Raw genomic sequence first — 17,821 nt, 5'->3', positions numbered from 1 at the left:
TATGATAAACAAATGTGACAAAGAAAAAGCTGAAATCGCTCAATAATTGGTAAAAATGATGTTGAACAGGCAAAAGAAAACTTAACTTTGAGATCAAGATTTACAGTTTATGGCCAGTCCGCTTAAAGATTTATATTCTCCTGCTTTCTATGACCGATTAACCAGTGCCTTAGCGGCTGCCATCCCGGATTTCGACAAAGAAAAATTTATCAACAAGATCTTCACTCCTGATTTTGCGTCTAAAGAACTAAAAGAGCGGATGAAACACACCTCAAAAGTTTTGAACGGTTTCTTACCTGAAAACTATCCGCAAACAATAGAGCTGATTAAAAAAACAATCGCACAATTGAGGATTCAGGGCATTGGTGAGGACGGTTTAGCGTATATGTTTTTGCCAGATTATATCGAAACTTATGGGATAAACGATTTTGAAAACTCAGTTGAGGCACTTGAATTTATTACCCAGTTTGTGAGCTGCGAATTTGCGGTGCGTCCTTTTATTTTAAAGTACGAAAATCAAATGATCTCAAGGATGCAGCAATGGTCGTTACACGAAAGCCACAAAGTAAGGAGATTGGCCAGCGAAGGCAGCAGGCCACGTTTACCCTGGGCAATGGGCATTCCTTTTCTAAAAAAAGATCCAACCTCAATTTTACCCATACTCGAAAACCTGAAAACCGATCCGTCTGAATATGTAAGGCGGAGCGTAGCCAACAGTTTAAACGATATTGCAAAAGATCATCCGCAGGTGGTGCTGGATATTGCCAAAAACTGGTCGGGTTTAGGGAGTGATACCGATGCGATTATTAAACATGGCAGCCGGACATTGCTTAAACAGGGCCATGCCGACATTCTTAAACATTATGGTTTAGATGATAAAGGCATTTTGTTAAGTGATTTTAAAATCCTTACGCCTGAGGTTAAAATCGGCGAAAGTTTAGAGTTTTCTTTTTCCATCGCCAATGAAAATCCTACCGAACAAAAAGTACGGTTGGAATATGCCATTTATTATAAAAAGCAAAATGGGCAGAATACTAAAAAAGTGTATAAAATTTCGGAGCGTGTTTATCCTGGCGGAGCAAGTATTAACGTTATTCGCAAACAAAAATTTGTACTAATTACCACAAGAAAATTCCATGTGGGCAATCATCAGCTTTCGATGATTATCAATGGGGCAGAAAAAGAAATTTCACACTTCGAATTAACCGCCTAATTTCTCAATCACTTCATCGAGCAGGGCAATTTGCCTTTCGTTAATGTGCTTAACCGCTTCGTTGTATGTAAACCATGCGGCTTTATCAACCTCGGCAAAACTTTGTTTTTTACCAGAGCGGGGTGGCCATTCTATTTCGAAGGCATTACTCACAATGCTTTCAGCATCGATATCACCTGCTATCGCCCAGCACAAAACTTTCTTTCCTCCTTTTTGAACAACCGGTGATAATTCGATAAAATCGCCCGATAAGTTTTTACCCGTTTCTTCAGCAAATTCACGGATAGCCGCAGCTAAAGGCGCTTCATTTTCATTCAGTTCTCCTTTCGGAATAGTCCAGAAACCAAGGTCTTTTTTAGCAAAAAAAGGTCCGCCCGGATGCACGAGAAAAAATTCGATGTGTTGATCTGTTTTTTTGTATAGAAGGATTCCGGCGCTTTGTTTCATAGGGATTGAAAAAGTCAGGTTTTAAAAATTTGACTTATTAAAAAAAAGCAGCTAAAATTATTTTAACTGCTTTGATATACTTTGGTATAATAAGATTTTTTTTGGAGGCGTTTTTACAACAATCCGTACAAACCGTGGGCATAGTTCCTTAATGATGACGATACCGTCTTCATCTTATCAGGTGACGGGCCTTTTACTTTATAGGCTTCGGGATGAAGTTCTAAAGGTTGTTCGTTAACTTGTTCTAAGGTGTTTTTGTTGCCTAGTGTTGCATTTTGTTCTTCGCTTAATTTTAAAGGTGCCATGATCTTGAATTTATACTAGAACAACATGTTTTTTAAAAATAAGTTTGCCATTTTAAGATAATTTTTCTAAAATTATTTTTCGAGGCTCGAAATCCAGTTCTCCGTATCCGAAATTTTGACCGGAACAGCCGAAGCAACAATCTTTAGTACTCCTCCGCTATTGATTTCCTCCTGGGTAATATAATTCTTCTTAAAAGGCTTTCCGTTGAGGAAAACGGCTTTGATATATTTGTTTTTAAGGCTAAAGTTCTCCGTTTCGATGGTAAAAGTTTTACCTTTTGGCAAATTGTAGGTTAACGATGGAAATAAGGGCACATTTAGGTAATACACCGGCCAGCCTACACAGGCGGGTGAAAATCCGCTGGCAGCAAATACATACCAGGCACTCATCGCACCGGCATCGTCATCCATAGTCCGCAGATAAGCATGGGGCTGGTTTCTATAGATTTTACCAATATAACTGCCAATTCCGCGACTGTTATCATTAAAATAGTTCTGGATCACCGTATCAGCAGCCAACTGATGCATCCAATACTGCGATTTATAACCCGATTTGGATACGTTATACATTAGGGGCACCTGTAAATCGGGTTCATTGGCGTGGTTATACAGATCACGGGTGAAAAATTCATCCAGTTTGGCGAGATACGATTCTTCTCCGCCATCCAGCTCGATCAATCCTTTAAAATCATAAGGTACAAACCACCTGTATTGCCAGATGGTTCCCTGATATAAACCGCGGGCTTGCATACGGTCTACATCATTTTTGATCAGATCTTTAAAATCCTTATTCCAGTATTTTTTGTATTCCAGGGCCTTATTCAGATAAAAATCTGATTTCTCTTTATTTTTTAAAATCTTAAAAATTTCAGCCAGAGCCCAATTATCATAGCTTGATTCCAGCGCTTTATCCGGCGATTTATAATCGAGTCCATTCACTTCTTTAACCAATGAATCGGCAATTTTATTAAAATCCACCGGATAACCTTTCCGGTAAGCATCTAACAATACAACTATGGCATGCTCAGAACGGACGGTATTTGAAGGCTCATTTTGCCCGGCGTAATCTTTTTTGCCTGAGTTATAGAGATCAGCGATTGAGGTAATCATGCCAGCATATCGGTCTTGTTCGATCAGCGAAAGCAATGGCAATTGCGTACGGTAATTGTCCCAAATGGCCCAGCCATTGTATCGGATCTCCTTATCTTTTTGAATTTCTCCTTTGGTATTACGGTATTGTCCGTCCGTTTCCGAGATCACATAAGGCGATTGCATGGTACGGTACAAAAGCGAGTAGAACAATTTTGCGCTTTCCAAATCGCCATTTACCGCAATTTTAGAAAGATTGGTATTCCAATCGGCTTTGCTCTGCTCTTTTACCGTATTAAAGGAATTTTTATTGATAGCAGCTTTGGCCGCCTCAACACTTACCGAAGATAGCGCGATATTGATTCCTGTTGAAGTTAAATCGCCTTTTAGCGTTGCAATTAATTTATGCTCATCAACCACTTTCCAAGATACATTATCGGCAATTTCGAGATAGTAGAATATTTTATATTTACCGGCACCGCAGGTTGTTTTTGAAGTGATCCAGCCACTAACTGCATTTCCGTTAACATTATGCGATTCGGCTACAAAAGCACCGTTAAAAGCATATCCTAAATCAAGGTAAAAGCCTTTGTCTCCTTTTGGAAACTGATAGGCATGTTTTCCGGCTTTGCCTAAAACGGTAAAACTTGCTTTAATTTTATTTTCGAAACCTACTTCGTAATATCCGGGACTTGCTTTTTCTGAGGCTTTAATTAATTCGGATTGTACCGGATCGGTACCTAAAAAAGGTTTGATAAAAATATTTCCGCCCGATCCCTGACAGCCTACGCCTTCGAAACGGTTGTGGGTAAAACCTTCGAATTTCTTCGCCAGGTACTCGTAGCCGGTATGTGTTTTAGGATAAGTTTGCGGACCGATGCTTAACATACTAAATGGTGCCGAAGCGGCCGGCGACATCTGTCCATGATCGGCAGAAGAGCCTAAAAAAACATTTACCTGATCTACAGGTTTTGCAGTTTTAACAGAAAAATTCTGCGTTTTTTGTTGTGCTAAAACGTTTAACGTAAGAAGCGGCAGTAAGGCCAGTAATTTAATGGAAAACTTCATTATGGGGTTTGTTTGTAATTCGGCCTAAAATAATGTTTTAATGTGAAGTAGATATTATGTGTTAGGTTCTTTACAAAAGGGGGGACAAGGCTTTAATAATGTGATTTTCACTATGGAGCACAAGGTTTGCATACAATAACAAGGTTCTTATCGTTTTACGCTTCGCTGCCTCGTACCTCGTTGCTACAGGATAACGCTTCAACCGGGCTATTTGGTGAGGCAGCATTTAATTTGTTGGGGCGCAGGGTGCACAAACCCTTGTTCCTAAACCCAATTGCAATGGAAAGCCCGTAAACGAGGTACGAGTGCGGACTTGGAATGGAAAGCGGGATTGAAAGCCGCCAAGAACCATAAGCCACTCATTTCCAAATTTAATTCTATTTCGGTCGGTGAGACACCAACCGATAGGATTAAAAGGATTCGTCATTTCGACTGAAGCGTAGCGAAATGGAGAAATCTGTAATAGATTTCTCGACTGCCTTGCACTCTGCTCGAAATGACGATTCATAAATGGTAATCATGGCATAAAAAAGCCGTCCCGATTTTACATCGCAACGGCTCTAAATAAATTTATTTCTTTATTATTTAATGGTAACCGGAACTGAGATTTTATCCCAATCCAAAGAGAAACCGCTTTTGGTAATTTTATAAACCAAGCGCTCTTGTGTAGCTTTTAATGCTTTGGTTTTCACTTCTACGCGTAAAGCATCTTTTGCTTCTTCGTATTTATAGGCGCCCCATTGCTTAGGTTCTTTGTTAAAAATTGCTGTCCAGGTTCCGCTTTCTTTAGGGATTAAGAAGAAACTGTATTTTCCGGCTGCTAAAGGCTTACCTTCTACCACAATATCTTTATCAGTTTCGAAAGTAGTTGCCTCGTTTGCACCGGCACGCCATACTTTATCGAAAGCTTCCAGGCCGCCCCAGATTTTACGTCCTTTTACTGCAGGACTGCTGTAGTTGATGGTGATGGTTGCGCCTTTCACTTTTCCGGTTGCGGTAGCCGCAGGACTTGGTTTTGGCTGAGCATCTTGAGCCATTGCACTTACAGAAACGGTAATTGCTGTAAATAGCAACGCGATTGATTTAATCATCGTTTTCATAGAATTATATTTATCTGTTTTTGTTGTTTTTGATTTTACGAATTTATGGCTTTAGGTTGAATAAAACTATAATCCCAGTGTCTAAAAACGTTAGAAACGCTTTATTATTTCAAAGTAGATTTTTTATTTTTTCTGACCTACAAACCTGATTACCGAACCTTGCCCGTTATGGAACAAACCTTCATTCAGTTTAATTTCCTTTTCTTCTAAAATAATAATTTCGTAATCAGGGAAATCTAATTTTATTTCCTCAACAGAAAACAGCATGTCGATTTCTTTCGGTCCGCCAACACTTTCGTTCCTGGCGAGGTAATCGAGGTGATTTTTACTAAAGGCTTCGAAAATTACGATGCCGCCCTTCCGTAAATAAGCACTGAGTAATTTATGATAAGCAGATTTAATTGCGGCCGGGAAGTGTGCATATATCAAGGCAATGGCATCAAATTGTTCTTCTTTATAATTTAAGTCTTGTAATTCGCCAATCTGATAATCGATGCTTACCCGATTATTTTCTGCCAGCCGGAGGGCTTTGTTTTTACCTTCAGTGCTGATATCAAAGGCAGAAACCTCCCAATCCTGTTTGGCTGCAAAAACAGCATTACGGCCTTCACCTTCGGCAGGAAAAAGTATTTTACCGGGATTGAGTTTTTTTAATTGTTCTTTTAAATAATTGTTCGGCTGTTCGCCATAAGCAAACTCATCGGTACTGTAACGGTCGTTCCACCGGTCAACCCAGGCATTGTTCATATTCATTAATTTATTTTAATTGGTTAAAATAAAGGTATCGAATTTTGTTTATGCAACTAAGTGGCAAATATCTTCCGGAAGTAAAAATTAAGCTATTTGCCAGCGCTGGTTTTAGGCTGATAAAATAACAGACCTATAAGCGAAAATAAAATTACGGCAAAAGCACCGATCACATTTAGCCAAAGAAAGGAAACAATATCAAATTCGTAAACCGCGATAACCGCTATTTCTGAGAGGATTGCCGCGATAAATACCAATGGTCCGTTTATTTTTTTAAAATAAAATGCCACCAGGAAAATCCCCAGTATCGGTCCATAAAAGAGAGAACCCAGAACATTCACCGCTTCAATCAGCGAGCCCATTTGCGTAGCAAACATGGCTACAGCGATAGAAAAAATACCCCAGGCCAGGGTATGCAGTCGACTATATTTCAATTCGGTTTCGTCGTCTACTTCTTTCTTACCAAAAATAAGGTGTACATCTTTTAAAGAACATGCAGCCAAAGAATTCAGCGCTGCCGAAATTGAACCCCAGCTGGCCAGAAAGATCACCGCAAAAAGTAAACCGATCATCCCCACCGGAAGCGTATTTTTTACAAAGTATAAAAAGATATAGTTGGTATCTGTTTTTTCGGCATTGTAATTCGATTTGTTGATGGCTTCCTCTACCCTGACATGCAATTCTTTAACCTGTTTTTGGGTTAACTTAAAATCTGCTATCAAGTTATTTAAAGATGGAGATTGCTTTTCTTTTTCTTCCAAAATATGTTTGGATTGTACATTAAATTTCTGCTCCAGGGTACTGTGTTCCTTTTCAAAAGCTGCAGCCTGCTGAGGTTGGGTTTCTTTTAAATATTGGTAAGATCGTTCGTTGAAATATATGGGCGCAGGTTTTAAAGAGAAAAAAGCGAATAATAAGGCTCCAATCAACAGGATGGCAAACTGCATCGGGATTTTGACCAATCCGTTTAGGAGCAGTCCCATTTTTGCATTGGTATTGTCTTTTGCGGTAATATACCTCCCCACCTGGCTCTGATCTGTTCCAAAGTAAGAAAGTGCCAGAAAAAAACCTCCAATTAAACCACTCCAGATGTTGTATTTATCTTTCCAATCGAATTCGGTGGTAATTACATTTAGCTTTCCGGATTTTCCCGCCAGGTAAAGTGCATCTTTAAAACCGATTCCATTGGGCATATTCTGCACCAGGAGGTATCCGGCAAAAGCCATCGTACCCAAAATAATTAAAAACTGCAGTTTCTGTGTATGCGCAATGGCTTTAGCGCCACCAACATATGTGTAAATCAACAGTATTCCACCGGTTAGGATGTTGGTTAAATAAATATTCCAGTTTAAAACACTCGAAAGAATAATACTAGGGGCATAAATACTGATCCCCGTTGATAATCCACGGGAAAAAAGGAAGAGTAGCGAGGTTAAAACCCTTGTTTTTTTATCAAAACGGTTCTCCAGATACTCATAAGCAGTATAAACATTCAACCGCTGAAAAATCGGGATAAACGTAATACAGATTACAATCATGGCCAATGGCAAACCAAAATAGTATTGCACGAAGCGCATGCCATCGGTGTAGGCCTGGCCCGGGGCTGACAGGAAAGTAATTGCACTGGCCTGTGTAGCCATAATACCCAGCAACACAATGTACCAGGGCATTTTATTATCGGCCTTTAAGTACGAAGCATTGCTTTTTTGCCCACGCCCAATAAAAACGCCATAAGCAACTACAGCGAACAAAGTAAATATCAATACTGCCCAATCGATATTACTCATGCCCAGAATTTAGTAAAGAGGTAATAAAACGCGATCTGGAACAACAGCGCCAGCGCGAGTAATATGTACCAGGTATTCCATTTTTTAAATTGATTTTTCATTTTTAGGAATGATACTTTTATGACCAGGATTGCAAAATGATTATTTCGCTTTAACAGTCTTTTTTTCAAAAAATGACGAAATTGTACAAATATTTGTTTTGCCGATCTTTTTTAAAATTAATAAATCCTGGTCACCAGTTAATAAAAAATCAGCTTTTCCATCAACCGCAAGTGAAAGTAAAAAGTTATCCTTCCCATCTCTGCAAACATTAATCTTAGATTTGACCATAATGAATTCGCCATATTCATCTATAGTTTCCAGTAAATCTTCTATATCTGTTTGAACAAAATAACGTCTAAATTTTGGACGCTTAGCTACCTCAAGAAATTCTTCTATTAATTCCTGACTAAAAATTAAAGTGCTCTTTTTAGAGAATATGATTTCATCAAGCTTTGAAAAGTCCTTTGTGATCAGAAAGCTAATCCAAAGATTCGTATCAAGAATAATTCTACTTTTCCGATTCTGCATAGCGCTTAGATCTAACCAATTCTACTTCGTTAGTTATCTCTTCGAATGTAGGGACGGTTTTAGATTTGGCGCGCAATTTTTTTAATACTTCTACAAATCCATTTTTGGAAACATCTTGAATAGAAATAAGATTTAAAGCTGCCAGGTCTTTTAACAGTTTAGTAGCTTTAGGATTTAATATGTTAATTCTAATGGTATCCATATATCAAATTTAATAAAAATTAGTTATTTTTTGAGTGATAGTATCACTTGCCGGCCGACAAAAAGTTAAAAAACAACCTGGCTGCACCAACATTACCTGCAGGCAACTGCCTGAAAAAGGCTAAAGGTGTGTAAATAAAATTCCCCTTACCATATTTTGCATAAAGCGTTGATCCCTGAAGTGGTTCTTCGCCGGTATCGTGCATTTCAAAAAGCGGTTCGTATTTGGCATCCCATTGATCAGGAAAATAAGCGCCTCGTTCCTGTACCCATCCTTTAAAATCTTCAGCTGTAATTTTATTCGGATAATTTAACAATTTATGGTTTGGATTTAGAAATTTAACCTCTGCATTTTCTTCAGTTACCCTTTTGCCTCCTATAGAGAACGGATAAATGCCGAAATCCTGTAAAGCCATATCCTGCGTGGTATTGTATTGCATTACCATGGTTCCGCCGTTTTCTACATAAGCACGCAAAGCGGTTTGCCAGTTTTTAATGCGTTTTTCGGTATTAATTACCCTCACACCGGTTACTATGGCATCATAGCTGGCCAGTTTTGAGGTATTCAAAATATCGGCTTCGGTTAGCACATCAACCTGCAAGCCTGCCTGCCTTAAAAATTCGGGAATTAAATCGCCGGCACCTTCAATATACCCGATTTTTTTGGCCAATACTTTTACATCACCTTTAATTAACCAGGTAGCCGCCGGAACAAAATATTGCAAGGTTGGTAAATGCGGATACTGAATCAACACCTGCCCTCTCGAATATTCATTCGCCTCTGACGAGAAAACAGCTTCAAGCTTGTTCTGACTCGTTTTTATTTTGGCCAGGTCTTCAGCCGGGATCAGAAAATCTTTGATGGTAATGGTATTTTCGGGTAGATTGATTCCCTGAAAAGTTTTTATTACCTGGTTACCGATCTTGAAGCTCACTTTGCCATAATTGATATTTTTATTTGCCTTTAAGCGCAGCGTAACACTTAGTGCTTCTTTTTCCCTGGCGAAATAAACAGGTTCAGCAAAACTTAAATCGAGTGGTGGGATAATGCGCAGGGCTTCCACCACATCGCCTTTAACCGGATCTAACTTTTTATAAGATAAAGGTAAGCGTACGGCAAATTTTTCACTTTCAATTTTTAATGATAACAACACATTGAGCGGCGACTGCATTTCTGGTAATCCGATTAAAGTATCGTTGGCTACGCTGAAAGTTGCGGCGTCTTTTGCGGGTTTGGCGAGCCAATATGGTTCAGTGGGTGCCGCATCTGCAGGAATCTGGATTTTACGCTCTATGGTAATCAGTGAATCGCTTGATAGATTTCTGTTTAAATTATCGGTTTGATTTAACCAGTTTACACTTTCTACAGTTACCGGAGTAGCCGATCTCGAAATTAAATTTAAACGGAAATTGTATCCGTTGCCTGCTATGGCTTCGGGCTGGTTGGTTACCACTTCGCCCATAAAACCTGCACAACTTAAAATGATGTGATCGATAGCGGCCAGTTTATCTTTTCTTAAAGCAGGATCTTGTAATTCGGCAATTTTCTTTCTTAACATCAGCAGTCCATGCAAACCCTTATCGGGCTGGTTGTAATTGAAAGATAATAATACAATATCAATCAGTTCGTCGATATCTCCAATGCCTTTTTCCGACCAGTTAAGGTTAATGCCATCAAATAATGTTCTTTTGGCCGGATCGCCTAAAACAGGTGTAAAATATTCGGACCGTACACCTGCTACCGATTGCGTTCCGGCACCCTGACTTTTGTGCAAACTTCTGCTTAAACCCGCCAGTTCACCATAACCCATGCCCAATTGCGCATCGTATTCACCAACGGTAACTTTTAATTGGTTTTCGGCTGTGGTATTTACTGAGCCAAACCTAAAAGTATTCCACAATAAACTTTTTGGTTGCCAAACCGAAACATATTTAAGTTGGTTAGGAAACATATTTTTATCGGCAGCAGCTTTAAAAGCTTTTTCTGCCACCACAGCAGAAGCAGCATGCTGTCCATGGCCAGCTGCAGCAGTTGGTGGAAAACGGCAGATAATCACATCTGGTCTGAATTTTCTGATCACCCAAACTACATCCGCCGTAATGCTATCGGCATCCCATTGCTTAAAGGTATCGTTGGTATTTTTTGAGAAACCGAAATCGATGGCCCGGGTAAAAAACTGTTGTGCGCCATCTAACCTGCGGGCTTCTAGAAGTTCGTGCGTTCTGATCAATCCCAATGCCGCACCTTGTTCGGTACCCAAAAGGTTTTGTCCGCCATCACCCCTGGTAAGCGATAAATAAGCCGTTTCTACATTTTGATCGTTGATAAGCCATGATAATAAACCTGTATTTTCATCATCGGGGTGGGCAGCTAAATATAAAACCTTTGGCAGGTGTTTTAAGGTTTTGAGTTCTCTGTAAATCTCCGCAGATTTTGCCGGACGTACCTGTTGGGCAGTGCAAAATATTGCAGGAAAGCATAATATGAATATTGCCGTTAATCTTTTAAACATAGTATTTGTTTTGCACATCAAATATGCTTAAAAAGCTTTTAATTAACGCCACGGAAACGAAAAAGGTACAATTTAGTCCTTAGTCTTGAGTCTATAGTCCTAAGTCCATCGTCCATCGTCCATCGTCCCGTGGTCTGTGTCTCCACAGACCACCCCGCCCTTTTTCTTCCGTTCTGTGAGGACACAGACCGGGGAAATAGAGTCTATAGTCCTAAGACAATAGTTCAACTTAGCTATAAAGACAGTTATTCAACTCAAATAACCAATAATCAAAATTGCAATAATCAAACGTGAATATCGATTGAGCAATAGGCGCAACTAAGCAGCTTTGAGTTTGGTATGCAGCGTTTCGCAATTAACCGATTTAAACAATTAATCAGTTAACCCAATATACAGTTAACTTTCGTCATTTTTATACTTAATATTGCAGCATATTTTTTACCTATGAATGGCATGGTACTCATCATCGATGATGAAAAGAAAATCAGCAGTTTACTTTCCAGAATTATAGAACTTGAAGGTTTTAAAACCTTGCAGGCAGAAACCGGAAAAGAAGGACTTAAATTACTTAAAAACAATGATGTAAGCATTGTGATCAGTGATGTAAAGTTGCCTGATGTAAATGGGGTTGCACTGGTTAAAGAGATTAAAGCCATAAAACCCTATGTAGAAATTATTAACCTTACTGCTTACGGAACCATTGCCGATGGTGTTTTAGCCATTAAAAACGGTGGTTTTGATTACCTCGTTAAAGGTGATGATAACGATAAGATTATTCCGCTTTTGTATAAGGCAATGGATAAATCGAACCTGCAGCGCAGGGTTTCTGATCTGGAAAACAAAATCGCCAAAAAGCACAGTTTCGAAACCATTATTGGTCAATCAAAAACCTTAAAAGAAGCCATTGACCTGGCTAAAAAGGTAAGTGCAACCGATACTACCGTGCTTTTATTAGGCGAAACCGGAACGGGGAAAGAGGTTTTTGCTCAATCCATTCATTATGAAAGCCCAAGAGCTGCAAAGCCGTTTGTAGCCTTAAACTGCAGTGGTTTTAGTCCTGATTTGTTAGAGAGTGAATTATTCGGTTACAAAGCTGGTGCATTTACCGGTGCCAATAAAGATAAAAAAGGCTTACTGGAAGAAGCCAATGGCGGTACCTTACTGCTTGATGAAATCGGCGAAATGAACCTCGATTTGCAGGCAAAATTATTACGCGTACTGGAAAGCCAGACTTTTATAAAAGTGGGCGATACCTTAACCCAACAGGTAAACGTTCGGATTTTAGCCGCCACCAATAAAGATTTAAAAGCAGATGCCGCATCAGGGAAATTCAGGTCGGACCTTTATTACCGGCTTTCGGTTTTTACTATTGTGCTGCCACCGCTCCGCGAGCGTAAAGCCGATATCCCTGCCTTAGCGAAACATTATTTAAAAGAATTTGCTGATAAAGTAAACCGCTCAACACCAAAAATGGATGATAAGATTTTGTCCATTCTGAGCGATCACAGCTGGAAAGGAAATATCCGCGAGCTCAAAAACGTGATCGAGCGATTGGTTATTTTATCAGATGGTGATACATTAAGCGCAACTGCCCTTCCTCCTGAATTTTTCGAATTTGCACCGATAGAAAACGATTATAACCTGCAACAAATTGAAAAACAACACATTCAAAAGGTATTAATCCACACTAAAGGGAATAAAACTGAAACTTCGAGGTTGCTGGGTATTGGCTTAACCACGCTTTACCGGAAGATAGAGGAATACCAGATTAGAGAGGTTTGAAGTTGAGAAGCGATGTTCAAATGTTTTAAAGTTGGAAAGTTGGAAACCCACCTGGCGAATTAAAACGAATGTCATTTTTTAACGATAAAATCGTATGGCTATTTATGCACTCGTTTGGAAACGAGCGCAGGCACTAAATATTAAAAAGTTCAAATGTTGGAAGGTTGAAATGTTGGAAGGTTGCAGCCCCATCATCCATTTTCCATCTTACCTTTTCCATCCTCCATCATCCATCCTACCTATTACCTTTTCCATCTTACATCCCCCTTAAACCTCAAACCTGATCCATTTATCGCCTTCGTGGCCGAAAATAAATGAACCCGGATGTAACATTTCGGCAATATCTTCTATTAAGGATACTGCATTTTCGGCTGTCCTTTCACGTTCTACGTCGTCGTTTAATAAAATAATGCGGTTGTTTTTTACGGGGGGCCAATCGGTATCCAATACAGAAGGTACTTCTCGCATCAAATCGGTAAGGGTTTTGCCGGGCTGATAATAAATGATGAAAACAGCGCTTAAAATATCGGTTTCCAGCATGCCGCCAGCCAATGCAATTTCTTCTGATAAAAGGTAACCCGGATTATTACCCGTATCGAGGCAAGCCACGGGCATTTTATCCATAAATTTAATTTTGTGCTCCACTAAATCTAAACGTTCCTGTAATTCTTCCTGTTTAGCAGCATCGAGGCCAATAAATAAATCGTTTAAAAAAGACATCTGCATTAAATTTATTAATTTGTGCAAAAATAACATTCCTGATCGCATGCGAGGCTCATTTAAGTATATATTTTGGATTTTTTGTGTCATTTTAGTCTTTTCGTGCAAGGAAAATAATGATCATAAAGACAAAAAAGTATTCAACATCAACCTCGATCAGGGTTTAACCTCTATCGATCCGGCCTTTGCACGCAACCAGAACGCCATCTGGATGACCAACCAGATTTTTAACGGACTGGTACAGATCGATTCATCCCTTCAAACCATTCCCTGCATTGCCAAAAGCTGGCAGGTTTCGGATGATGCGCTAACCTATACTTTTAACCTGCGTAATGATGTCTATTTCCATGACGATCCGATTTTTAAAAGCGGAAAGGGCCGAAAAGTAATCGCCAGCGATTTTGTGTATAGTTTTTACCGGTTGATTGATCCGAAAGTGGCTTCATCGGGCGGATGGATTTTTAATGATAAGGTGAAGGATAAAAATAATTTTATTGCTTTAAACGATTCTACTTTCCAGATTAAACTGGTTCGTCCTTTTCCGCCGTTTATGAGTTTGCTTACTACGCAATATTGTTCGGTTGTACCCAAAGAAGTGGTTGAGCATTATGGTAAGGATTTCAGAAGTCATCCGATAGGTACCGGCCCATTCACTTTTAAGTATTGGAAAGAAGGTGAAATATTGGTGCTTTTGAAAAACCCGCATTATTTTGAAAAGGATGCGAAAGGAAAGTCACTTCCTTATCTCGACGCGGTAAAAGCCACATTTATTACAGATAAACAAAGTGGTTTTATGAGCTTTCTGAAAAAAGATCTGGATTTTTATTACAATGTAGACGGGAGCTACCGCGATGATATTCTTACTAAAAGCGGCAAGATGACTTCGAAATATAAGGGAAAGTTTACGCTGACGAAAAGTCCTTATTTATGTACGGAATATGTTGGAATATTGGTGGATACGAACCTTTCTATTGTTAAAAAATCGCCGTTAAGACAGCGAAAAATCAGACAGGCTATTAATTATGCAATTGACCGCGACAGGTTGATCAAATATTTAAGAAACGGCATTGGTGTTGCCGCAACCTCTGGTTTTATCCCTAAGGGAATGCCTGGTTTTGATAGTCTGGCTGTACATGGATATGCCTATAACCCTAAACTTGCCGCGCAATTGCTGGCAGAAGCAGGTTTTCCTGAAGGTAAAGGTATGCCCGAAGTAACCTTAAATACGACAACCACTTATAAAGATCTGATTGAATTTATTCAAGGCGAATTAACGGCTATTGGCATTAAAGTTAAAATAGATGTAAGTCCGAGTGCCAGCTTAAGGGATTTAATGTCGAAAAACAATGTAAACTTTTTCCGTGGCTCATGGCTGGCCGATTATGGTGATGGAGAAAATTTCCTTTCAATGTTTTATTCCAAAAACAAAGTGCCTTACGGGCCAAATTATACGGCTTTTTACAACAAGGCGTTTGATCAGCTTTTTGAGCAAAGTTATTACGAAACAAATAACGAAAAACGCTTCGAGCTCTACCGTAAAATGGATCAGATGGTGATGGATTACTCGCCGGTTGTACCGTTATTTTATGATCAATCGGTTGTGATGCTGCAAAACAATATTTCGGGTTATTCTTTTAATCCGTTGAGTTTAATGGTTTTAAAAAGGATTAGAAAAGGTTAAGTCGGTAATCGTCTTCGAGGGGTCACTCCTTGCGGTTATCGTCATTTCGGGCAGAATGCAACGAAGCCGGAAAATCTATTTAGGTAGATCTTTTTACCGAACATTGGGAATTGTCTTTTTCCCCACCTTCACGATCTTTTCTCGGCTCGCCGCCGCCGAAGGGCTCCTTCTTTTTAGCGTCATAAAGAACCAAAACCGAGGCTTGCCGAGCTCATTAATGCAAATAAAAAAGATAAACAGCTTATTAATAAAACGCCGGCTGAAATTTATCTTTTGAAGCCGGTAAGTTGGCTTGGTCGGTGGAACCCGAAAAATTTGTTAGGCCGGTTTTAAGTAAAACGGGGATACAATGCAATGGCCTAGCTGGGTGGAAATGCCAGCGACCAATTAGTTACTTATTATTAATGGATTAATAAATAGCATGATTGGTAACGAAGTGCAGCGTAGCCAGGAAATTAATCTTGGCAGATCTCTCCGTTTTAGTCGGAGATGACGGTTTATATTTACTTATTATCCATCAACTTTCTTTTAAGAAAATCGGCGGTTGCTTCGCTTACTTTTAAACCGTTAGAAAATTTCATCCAGTGGTGGGTATCATCCGGGATGGCCAGAAATTCGAAATCAAATTTCTTATCTTCAAAACGTTTAACGAGATCGACGCTCTGGTTAAAAGCTACATTGCGGTCGTCGTCAGCATGGATAATCAAGGTGGGCGAAGTCCAGGTGTTTAAATAACTAACCGGTGATGATTCTTCGGCAACTTTTGCAGCAAGAGCTGCATCTGGTGCGGGTTTTCGTCCTTCCTGATCTAAAGTTGTAAACCGATTGTTAACCCCATGAATATCTACCCCGGCAGCAAACAGTTTAGAATCTTTACCCAGAGCCAATGCAGTTAAATATCCGCCATAAGAACCGCCGTAAATCCCGATTTTATCTTTGTTGATGTTGGGCTGTGCAGCCAGCCACTCGCCGGCAGCTTTAATATCCTGATATTCTGATGCGCCCTGTGCTCCTGCACGCACAGGCTTATGAAATTCGTAACCATAGCCGATCCCTAAACGGTAATTTACAGACAGCACAGTGAACCCCAGATTAACCAAATATTGGTTTAAAGCATAATCTATCGAATAATAATCCATCGGGTTCCAGCCTAAAAACATCTGCCTTTGTGGTCCGCCGTGCACATAAACAATTGCCGGGTGGTTTCTAAGTGCTTTTTTTGGTGAAAACAACTGACCATAAACGGTATTTCCATCAGCAGCTTTAAAGCTTACATGTTTAGGGACAACCATATCCTTTAACGGAAAATCTTCAGGGATAAGCGATTCGCCGATCAGTTTTAGTTTTTTGTTATTAATTAAAGCTGGCAAAAGTGGCCTTTCGGCAGTAGAACTTAAACAGAAAAAAGTTTGATTATCGCCTGCAATAACGGGGTAAGCTTCTATGCCATCTCCCGAAGTTAAGGCCTCCATATTTGCTTTATCTGCCGACACCTTATAAATATGGCGCCTATCCAGGTCATCCTTATCATTTCCTACGTTAGCCGCAAAAACCAGTGTCTTTTTATCAGTGCTTAACTTAATATTCTCCACTGCAAAATTGCCAGGTGTAAGCAACAACCTCTTTGATCCGTCCGGATTGATGGCATAAAGATGTGGCCAGCCATCCTCATAAGAAGTAAAAATGATTTTTCCATTGACCCACAACAAATTTGCGCCACCATCGATAGAAGGAAACGAACCCCGGAAAGTTTCGGGCGCTTTCCAGATTTGTTTTCCGTTCCCTGTGTTTACATTAACCGTCCATATGGCCCAGGGCTGATGTTTTCTGGTTAAAACCGAATCTGTTTCACCGCCAACGCCGGACGTTCTGATAAATGCAATTTCATTTCCATCGGGCGACCATACCGGAGTATTATCTTTAGAAAACGAAGGCAACAACCATTTAACCGGGGTTTGCTGGTCGCTGTAAATCCCTAAAAAAGAATGATCTGTACGGTTAGAAATAAAAGCAATCTTCTTTCCATCCGGCGACCATTTGTAAGCTCCGTTTATCCCTTTGGCATAAAATAGATTTTTAGCTGCTGATGTTCCGTCAACCGGGTTAATCATTATCTGACCACTTTTAGCAAAAATAACCTGATCGCTATTGGGCGAAATTACCGGATTATCACCTTCACCCAATAAAATTACTTTACCACCTTCAAAAGGAACGCTAAAAACCTGCACTTTAGGCGCGATGGGCGATGAGTTTGCATTAACCGGACCACCATCTCGCCCGCCATGATCTCCGCCACGCACAAATACAATCCATTTTCCATCAGCAGAAAGAGATAAGCTGGATAATTCCTGACCGTCATCTTCAGTATAATCCGTAATTTTTACGGCCTTATAATCTGGCGCCTGAGCGATATAAATATTTCTTTTTCCTTGTTCGTTCGCTGCCCAGGCAATTTTAGAACCAATGGGCGAAGCCACTAATTGTGTAGGAAAGGGATAAGATAAAACAGATTTTAAACCGAAAGACTGCGCGAATATATTGGAGGCAGTGAGCAGAACCAGCAGGAAAAATAGTACTTTTTTCATTTATCATATTGTT

Annotated in this window: 14 protein-coding genes; 3 read left to right on the top strand and 11 right to left on the bottom strand. The window is 39.7% G+C overall.

The window, feature by feature from the left end; translation table 11 throughout:
- Window positions 1-109: 109 nt before the first annotated feature.
- Window positions 110-1,213 carry a DNA alkylation repair protein gene (locus ABD769_RS01410; protein ID WP_344848725.1) on the top strand — a complete coding sequence of 368 codons (1,104 nt, stop codon included), beginning with the start codon at window positions 110-112 and terminating at the stop codon, window positions 1,211-1,213.
- On the opposite strand, the gene ABD769_RS01405 is transcribed toward ABD769_RS01410, so the two are convergent.
- The 9 genes from ABD769_RS01405 to ABD769_RS01365 form a co-directional block, all read right to left on the bottom strand.
- Window positions 1,202-1,660, bottom strand: coding sequence for an NUDIX hydrolase (locus ABD769_RS01405; protein ID WP_344848724.1), 459 nt, complete (start codon window positions 1,658-1,660; stop codon window positions 1,202-1,204). The two genes, ABD769_RS01410 and ABD769_RS01405, sit on opposite strands and share 12 nt — an antisense overlap.
- A gap of 113 nt (window positions 1,661-1,773) precedes the next feature.
- The gene (locus ABD769_RS01400; protein WP_138820422.1) at window positions 1,774-1,965 is read right to left on the bottom strand and encodes a hypothetical protein; all 192 of its coding nucleotides are present in this window, start codon (window positions 1,963-1,965) and stop codon (window positions 1,774-1,776) included.
- 72 nt (window positions 1,966-2,037) lie between these two features.
- Window positions 2,038-4,122: a glycoside hydrolase domain-containing protein gene (locus ABD769_RS01395; RefSeq protein ID WP_344848721.1), complete on the bottom strand. Its 2,085-nt coding sequence runs from the start codon at window positions 4,120-4,122 to the stop codon at window positions 2,038-2,040.
- A gap of 581 nt (window positions 4,123-4,703) precedes the next feature.
- Complete coding sequence (locus tag ABD769_RS01390) at window positions 4,704-5,222, bottom strand: DUF2911 domain-containing protein (protein WP_187593356.1); 519 nt, start codon at window positions 5,220-5,222, stop codon at window positions 4,704-4,706.
- Window positions 5,223-5,345: 123 nt separating this feature from the next.
- Window positions 5,346-5,975 carry a class I SAM-dependent methyltransferase gene (locus ABD769_RS01385; protein WP_344848717.1) on the bottom strand — a complete coding sequence of 210 codons (630 nt, stop codon included), beginning with the start codon at window positions 5,973-5,975 and terminating at the stop codon, window positions 5,346-5,348.
- Window positions 5,976-6,061: 86 nt separating this feature from the next.
- Window positions 6,062-7,756 (bottom strand): sodium:solute symporter family protein, encoded by a 1,695-nt coding sequence (locus tag ABD769_RS01380; protein WP_344848715.1) that lies wholly within the window; start codon window positions 7,754-7,756, stop codon window positions 6,062-6,064.
- 141 nt (window positions 7,757-7,897) lie between these two features.
- Entirely contained in the window at window positions 7,898-8,326 is a 429-nt protein-coding gene (locus ABD769_RS01375) for a putative toxin-antitoxin system toxin component, PIN family (RefSeq protein WP_344848713.1), read from the bottom strand.
- Complete coding sequence (locus tag ABD769_RS01370) at window positions 8,307-8,528, bottom strand: hypothetical protein (RefSeq protein WP_344848711.1); 222 nt, start codon at window positions 8,526-8,528, stop codon at window positions 8,307-8,309. The genes ABD769_RS01375 and ABD769_RS01370 overlap by 20 nt, the downstream gene beginning before the upstream one ends.
- A 43-nt stretch (window positions 8,529-8,571) precedes the next feature.
- Window positions 8,572-11,040 carry a PIG-L family deacetylase gene (locus ABD769_RS01365; protein WP_344848709.1) on the bottom strand — a complete coding sequence of 823 codons (2,469 nt, stop codon included), beginning with the start codon at window positions 11,038-11,040 and terminating at the stop codon, window positions 8,572-8,574.
- Window positions 11,041-11,484: 444 nt separating this feature from the next.
- Between ABD769_RS01365 and ABD769_RS01360 the strand changes: the two genes are divergently transcribed.
- Complete coding sequence (locus ABD769_RS01360) at window positions 11,485-12,822, top strand: sigma-54-dependent transcriptional regulator (RefSeq protein WP_344848708.1); 1,338 nt, start codon at window positions 11,485-11,487, stop codon at window positions 12,820-12,822.
- Between the two features lie 267 nt (window positions 12,823-13,089).
- On the opposite strand, the gene ABD769_RS01355 is transcribed toward ABD769_RS01360, so the two are convergent.
- Entirely contained in the window at window positions 13,090-13,542 is a 453-nt protein-coding gene (locus tag ABD769_RS01355; RefSeq protein ID WP_344848706.1) for a hypothetical protein, read from the bottom strand.
- Window positions 13,543-13,588: 46 nt separating this feature from the next.
- Between ABD769_RS01355 and ABD769_RS01350 the strand changes: the two genes are divergently transcribed.
- Window positions 13,589-15,223, top strand: a complete 1,635-nt coding sequence (locus ABD769_RS01350) for an ABC transporter substrate-binding protein (protein ID WP_344848704.1) — start codon at window positions 13,589-13,591, stop codon at window positions 15,221-15,223.
- A 503-nt stretch (window positions 15,224-15,726) separates the two neighbouring features.
- Here ABD769_RS01350 and ABD769_RS01345 read toward each other — a convergent pair.
- Entirely contained in the window at window positions 15,727-17,808 is a 2,082-nt protein-coding gene (locus ABD769_RS01345; RefSeq protein WP_344848701.1) for a S9 family peptidase, read from the bottom strand.
- Window positions 17,809-17,821: the final 13 nt, after the last annotated feature.

The organism is Pedobacter jeongneungensis, assembly GCF_039538295.1.
GTDB lineage: Bacteria > Bacteroidota > Bacteroidia > Sphingobacteriales > Sphingobacteriaceae > Pedobacter > Pedobacter jeongneungensis.
This window is presented reverse-complemented; position numbering and strand designations above follow the sequence as displayed.

Bases quoted from the DNA above. Each gene is read 5' to 3' on its own strand.
- ABD769_RS01410 (WP_344848725.1), top strand. From the start codon at position 110: ATGGCCAGTCCGCTTAAAGATTTATATTCTCCTGCTTTCTATGACCGA.
- ABD769_RS01360 (WP_344848708.1), top strand. From the start codon at position 11,485: ATGAATGGCATGGTACTCATCATCGATGATGAAAAGAAAATCAGCAGT.
- ABD769_RS01350 (WP_344848704.1), top strand. From the start codon at position 13,589: ATGCGAGGCTCATTTAAGTATATATTTTGGATTTTTTGTGTCATTTTA.
- ABD769_RS01345 (WP_344848701.1), bottom strand. From the start codon at position 17,808: ATGAAAAAAGTACTATTTTTCCTGCTGGTTCTGCTCACTGCCTCCAAT.
- ABD769_RS01385 (WP_344848717.1), bottom strand. From the start codon at position 5,975: ATGAATATGAACAATGCCTGGGTTGACCGGTGGAACGACCGTTACAGT.
- ABD769_RS01375 (WP_344848713.1), bottom strand. From the start codon at position 8,326: ATGCAGAATCGGAAAAGTAGAATTATTCTTGATACGAATCTTTGGATT.
- ABD769_RS01365 (WP_344848709.1), bottom strand. From the start codon at position 11,040: ATGTTTAAAAGATTAACGGCAATATTCATATTATGCTTTCCTGCAATA.
- ABD769_RS01405 (WP_344848724.1), bottom strand. From the start codon at position 1,660: ATGAAACAAAGCGCCGGAATCCTTCTATACAAAAAAACAGATCAACAC.
- ABD769_RS01380 (WP_344848715.1), bottom strand. From the start codon at position 7,756: ATGAGTAATATCGATTGGGCAGTATTGATATTTACTTTGTTCGCTGTA.
- ABD769_RS01370 (WP_344848711.1), bottom strand. From the start codon at position 8,528: ATGGATACCATTAGAATTAACATATTAAATCCTAAAGCTACTAAACTG.
- ABD769_RS01390 (WP_187593356.1), bottom strand. From the start codon at position 5,222: ATGAAAACGATGATTAAATCAATCGCGTTGCTATTTACAGCAATTACC.
- ABD769_RS01395 (WP_344848721.1), bottom strand. From the start codon at position 4,122: ATGAAGTTTTCCATTAAATTACTGGCCTTACTGCCGCTTCTTACGTTA.
- ABD769_RS01400 (WP_138820422.1), bottom strand. From the start codon at position 1,965: ATGGCACCTTTAAAATTAAGCGAAGAACAAAATGCAACACTAGGCAAC.
- ABD769_RS01355 (WP_344848706.1), bottom strand. From the start codon at position 13,542: ATGTCTTTTTTAAACGATTTATTTATTGGCCTCGATGCTGCTAAACAG.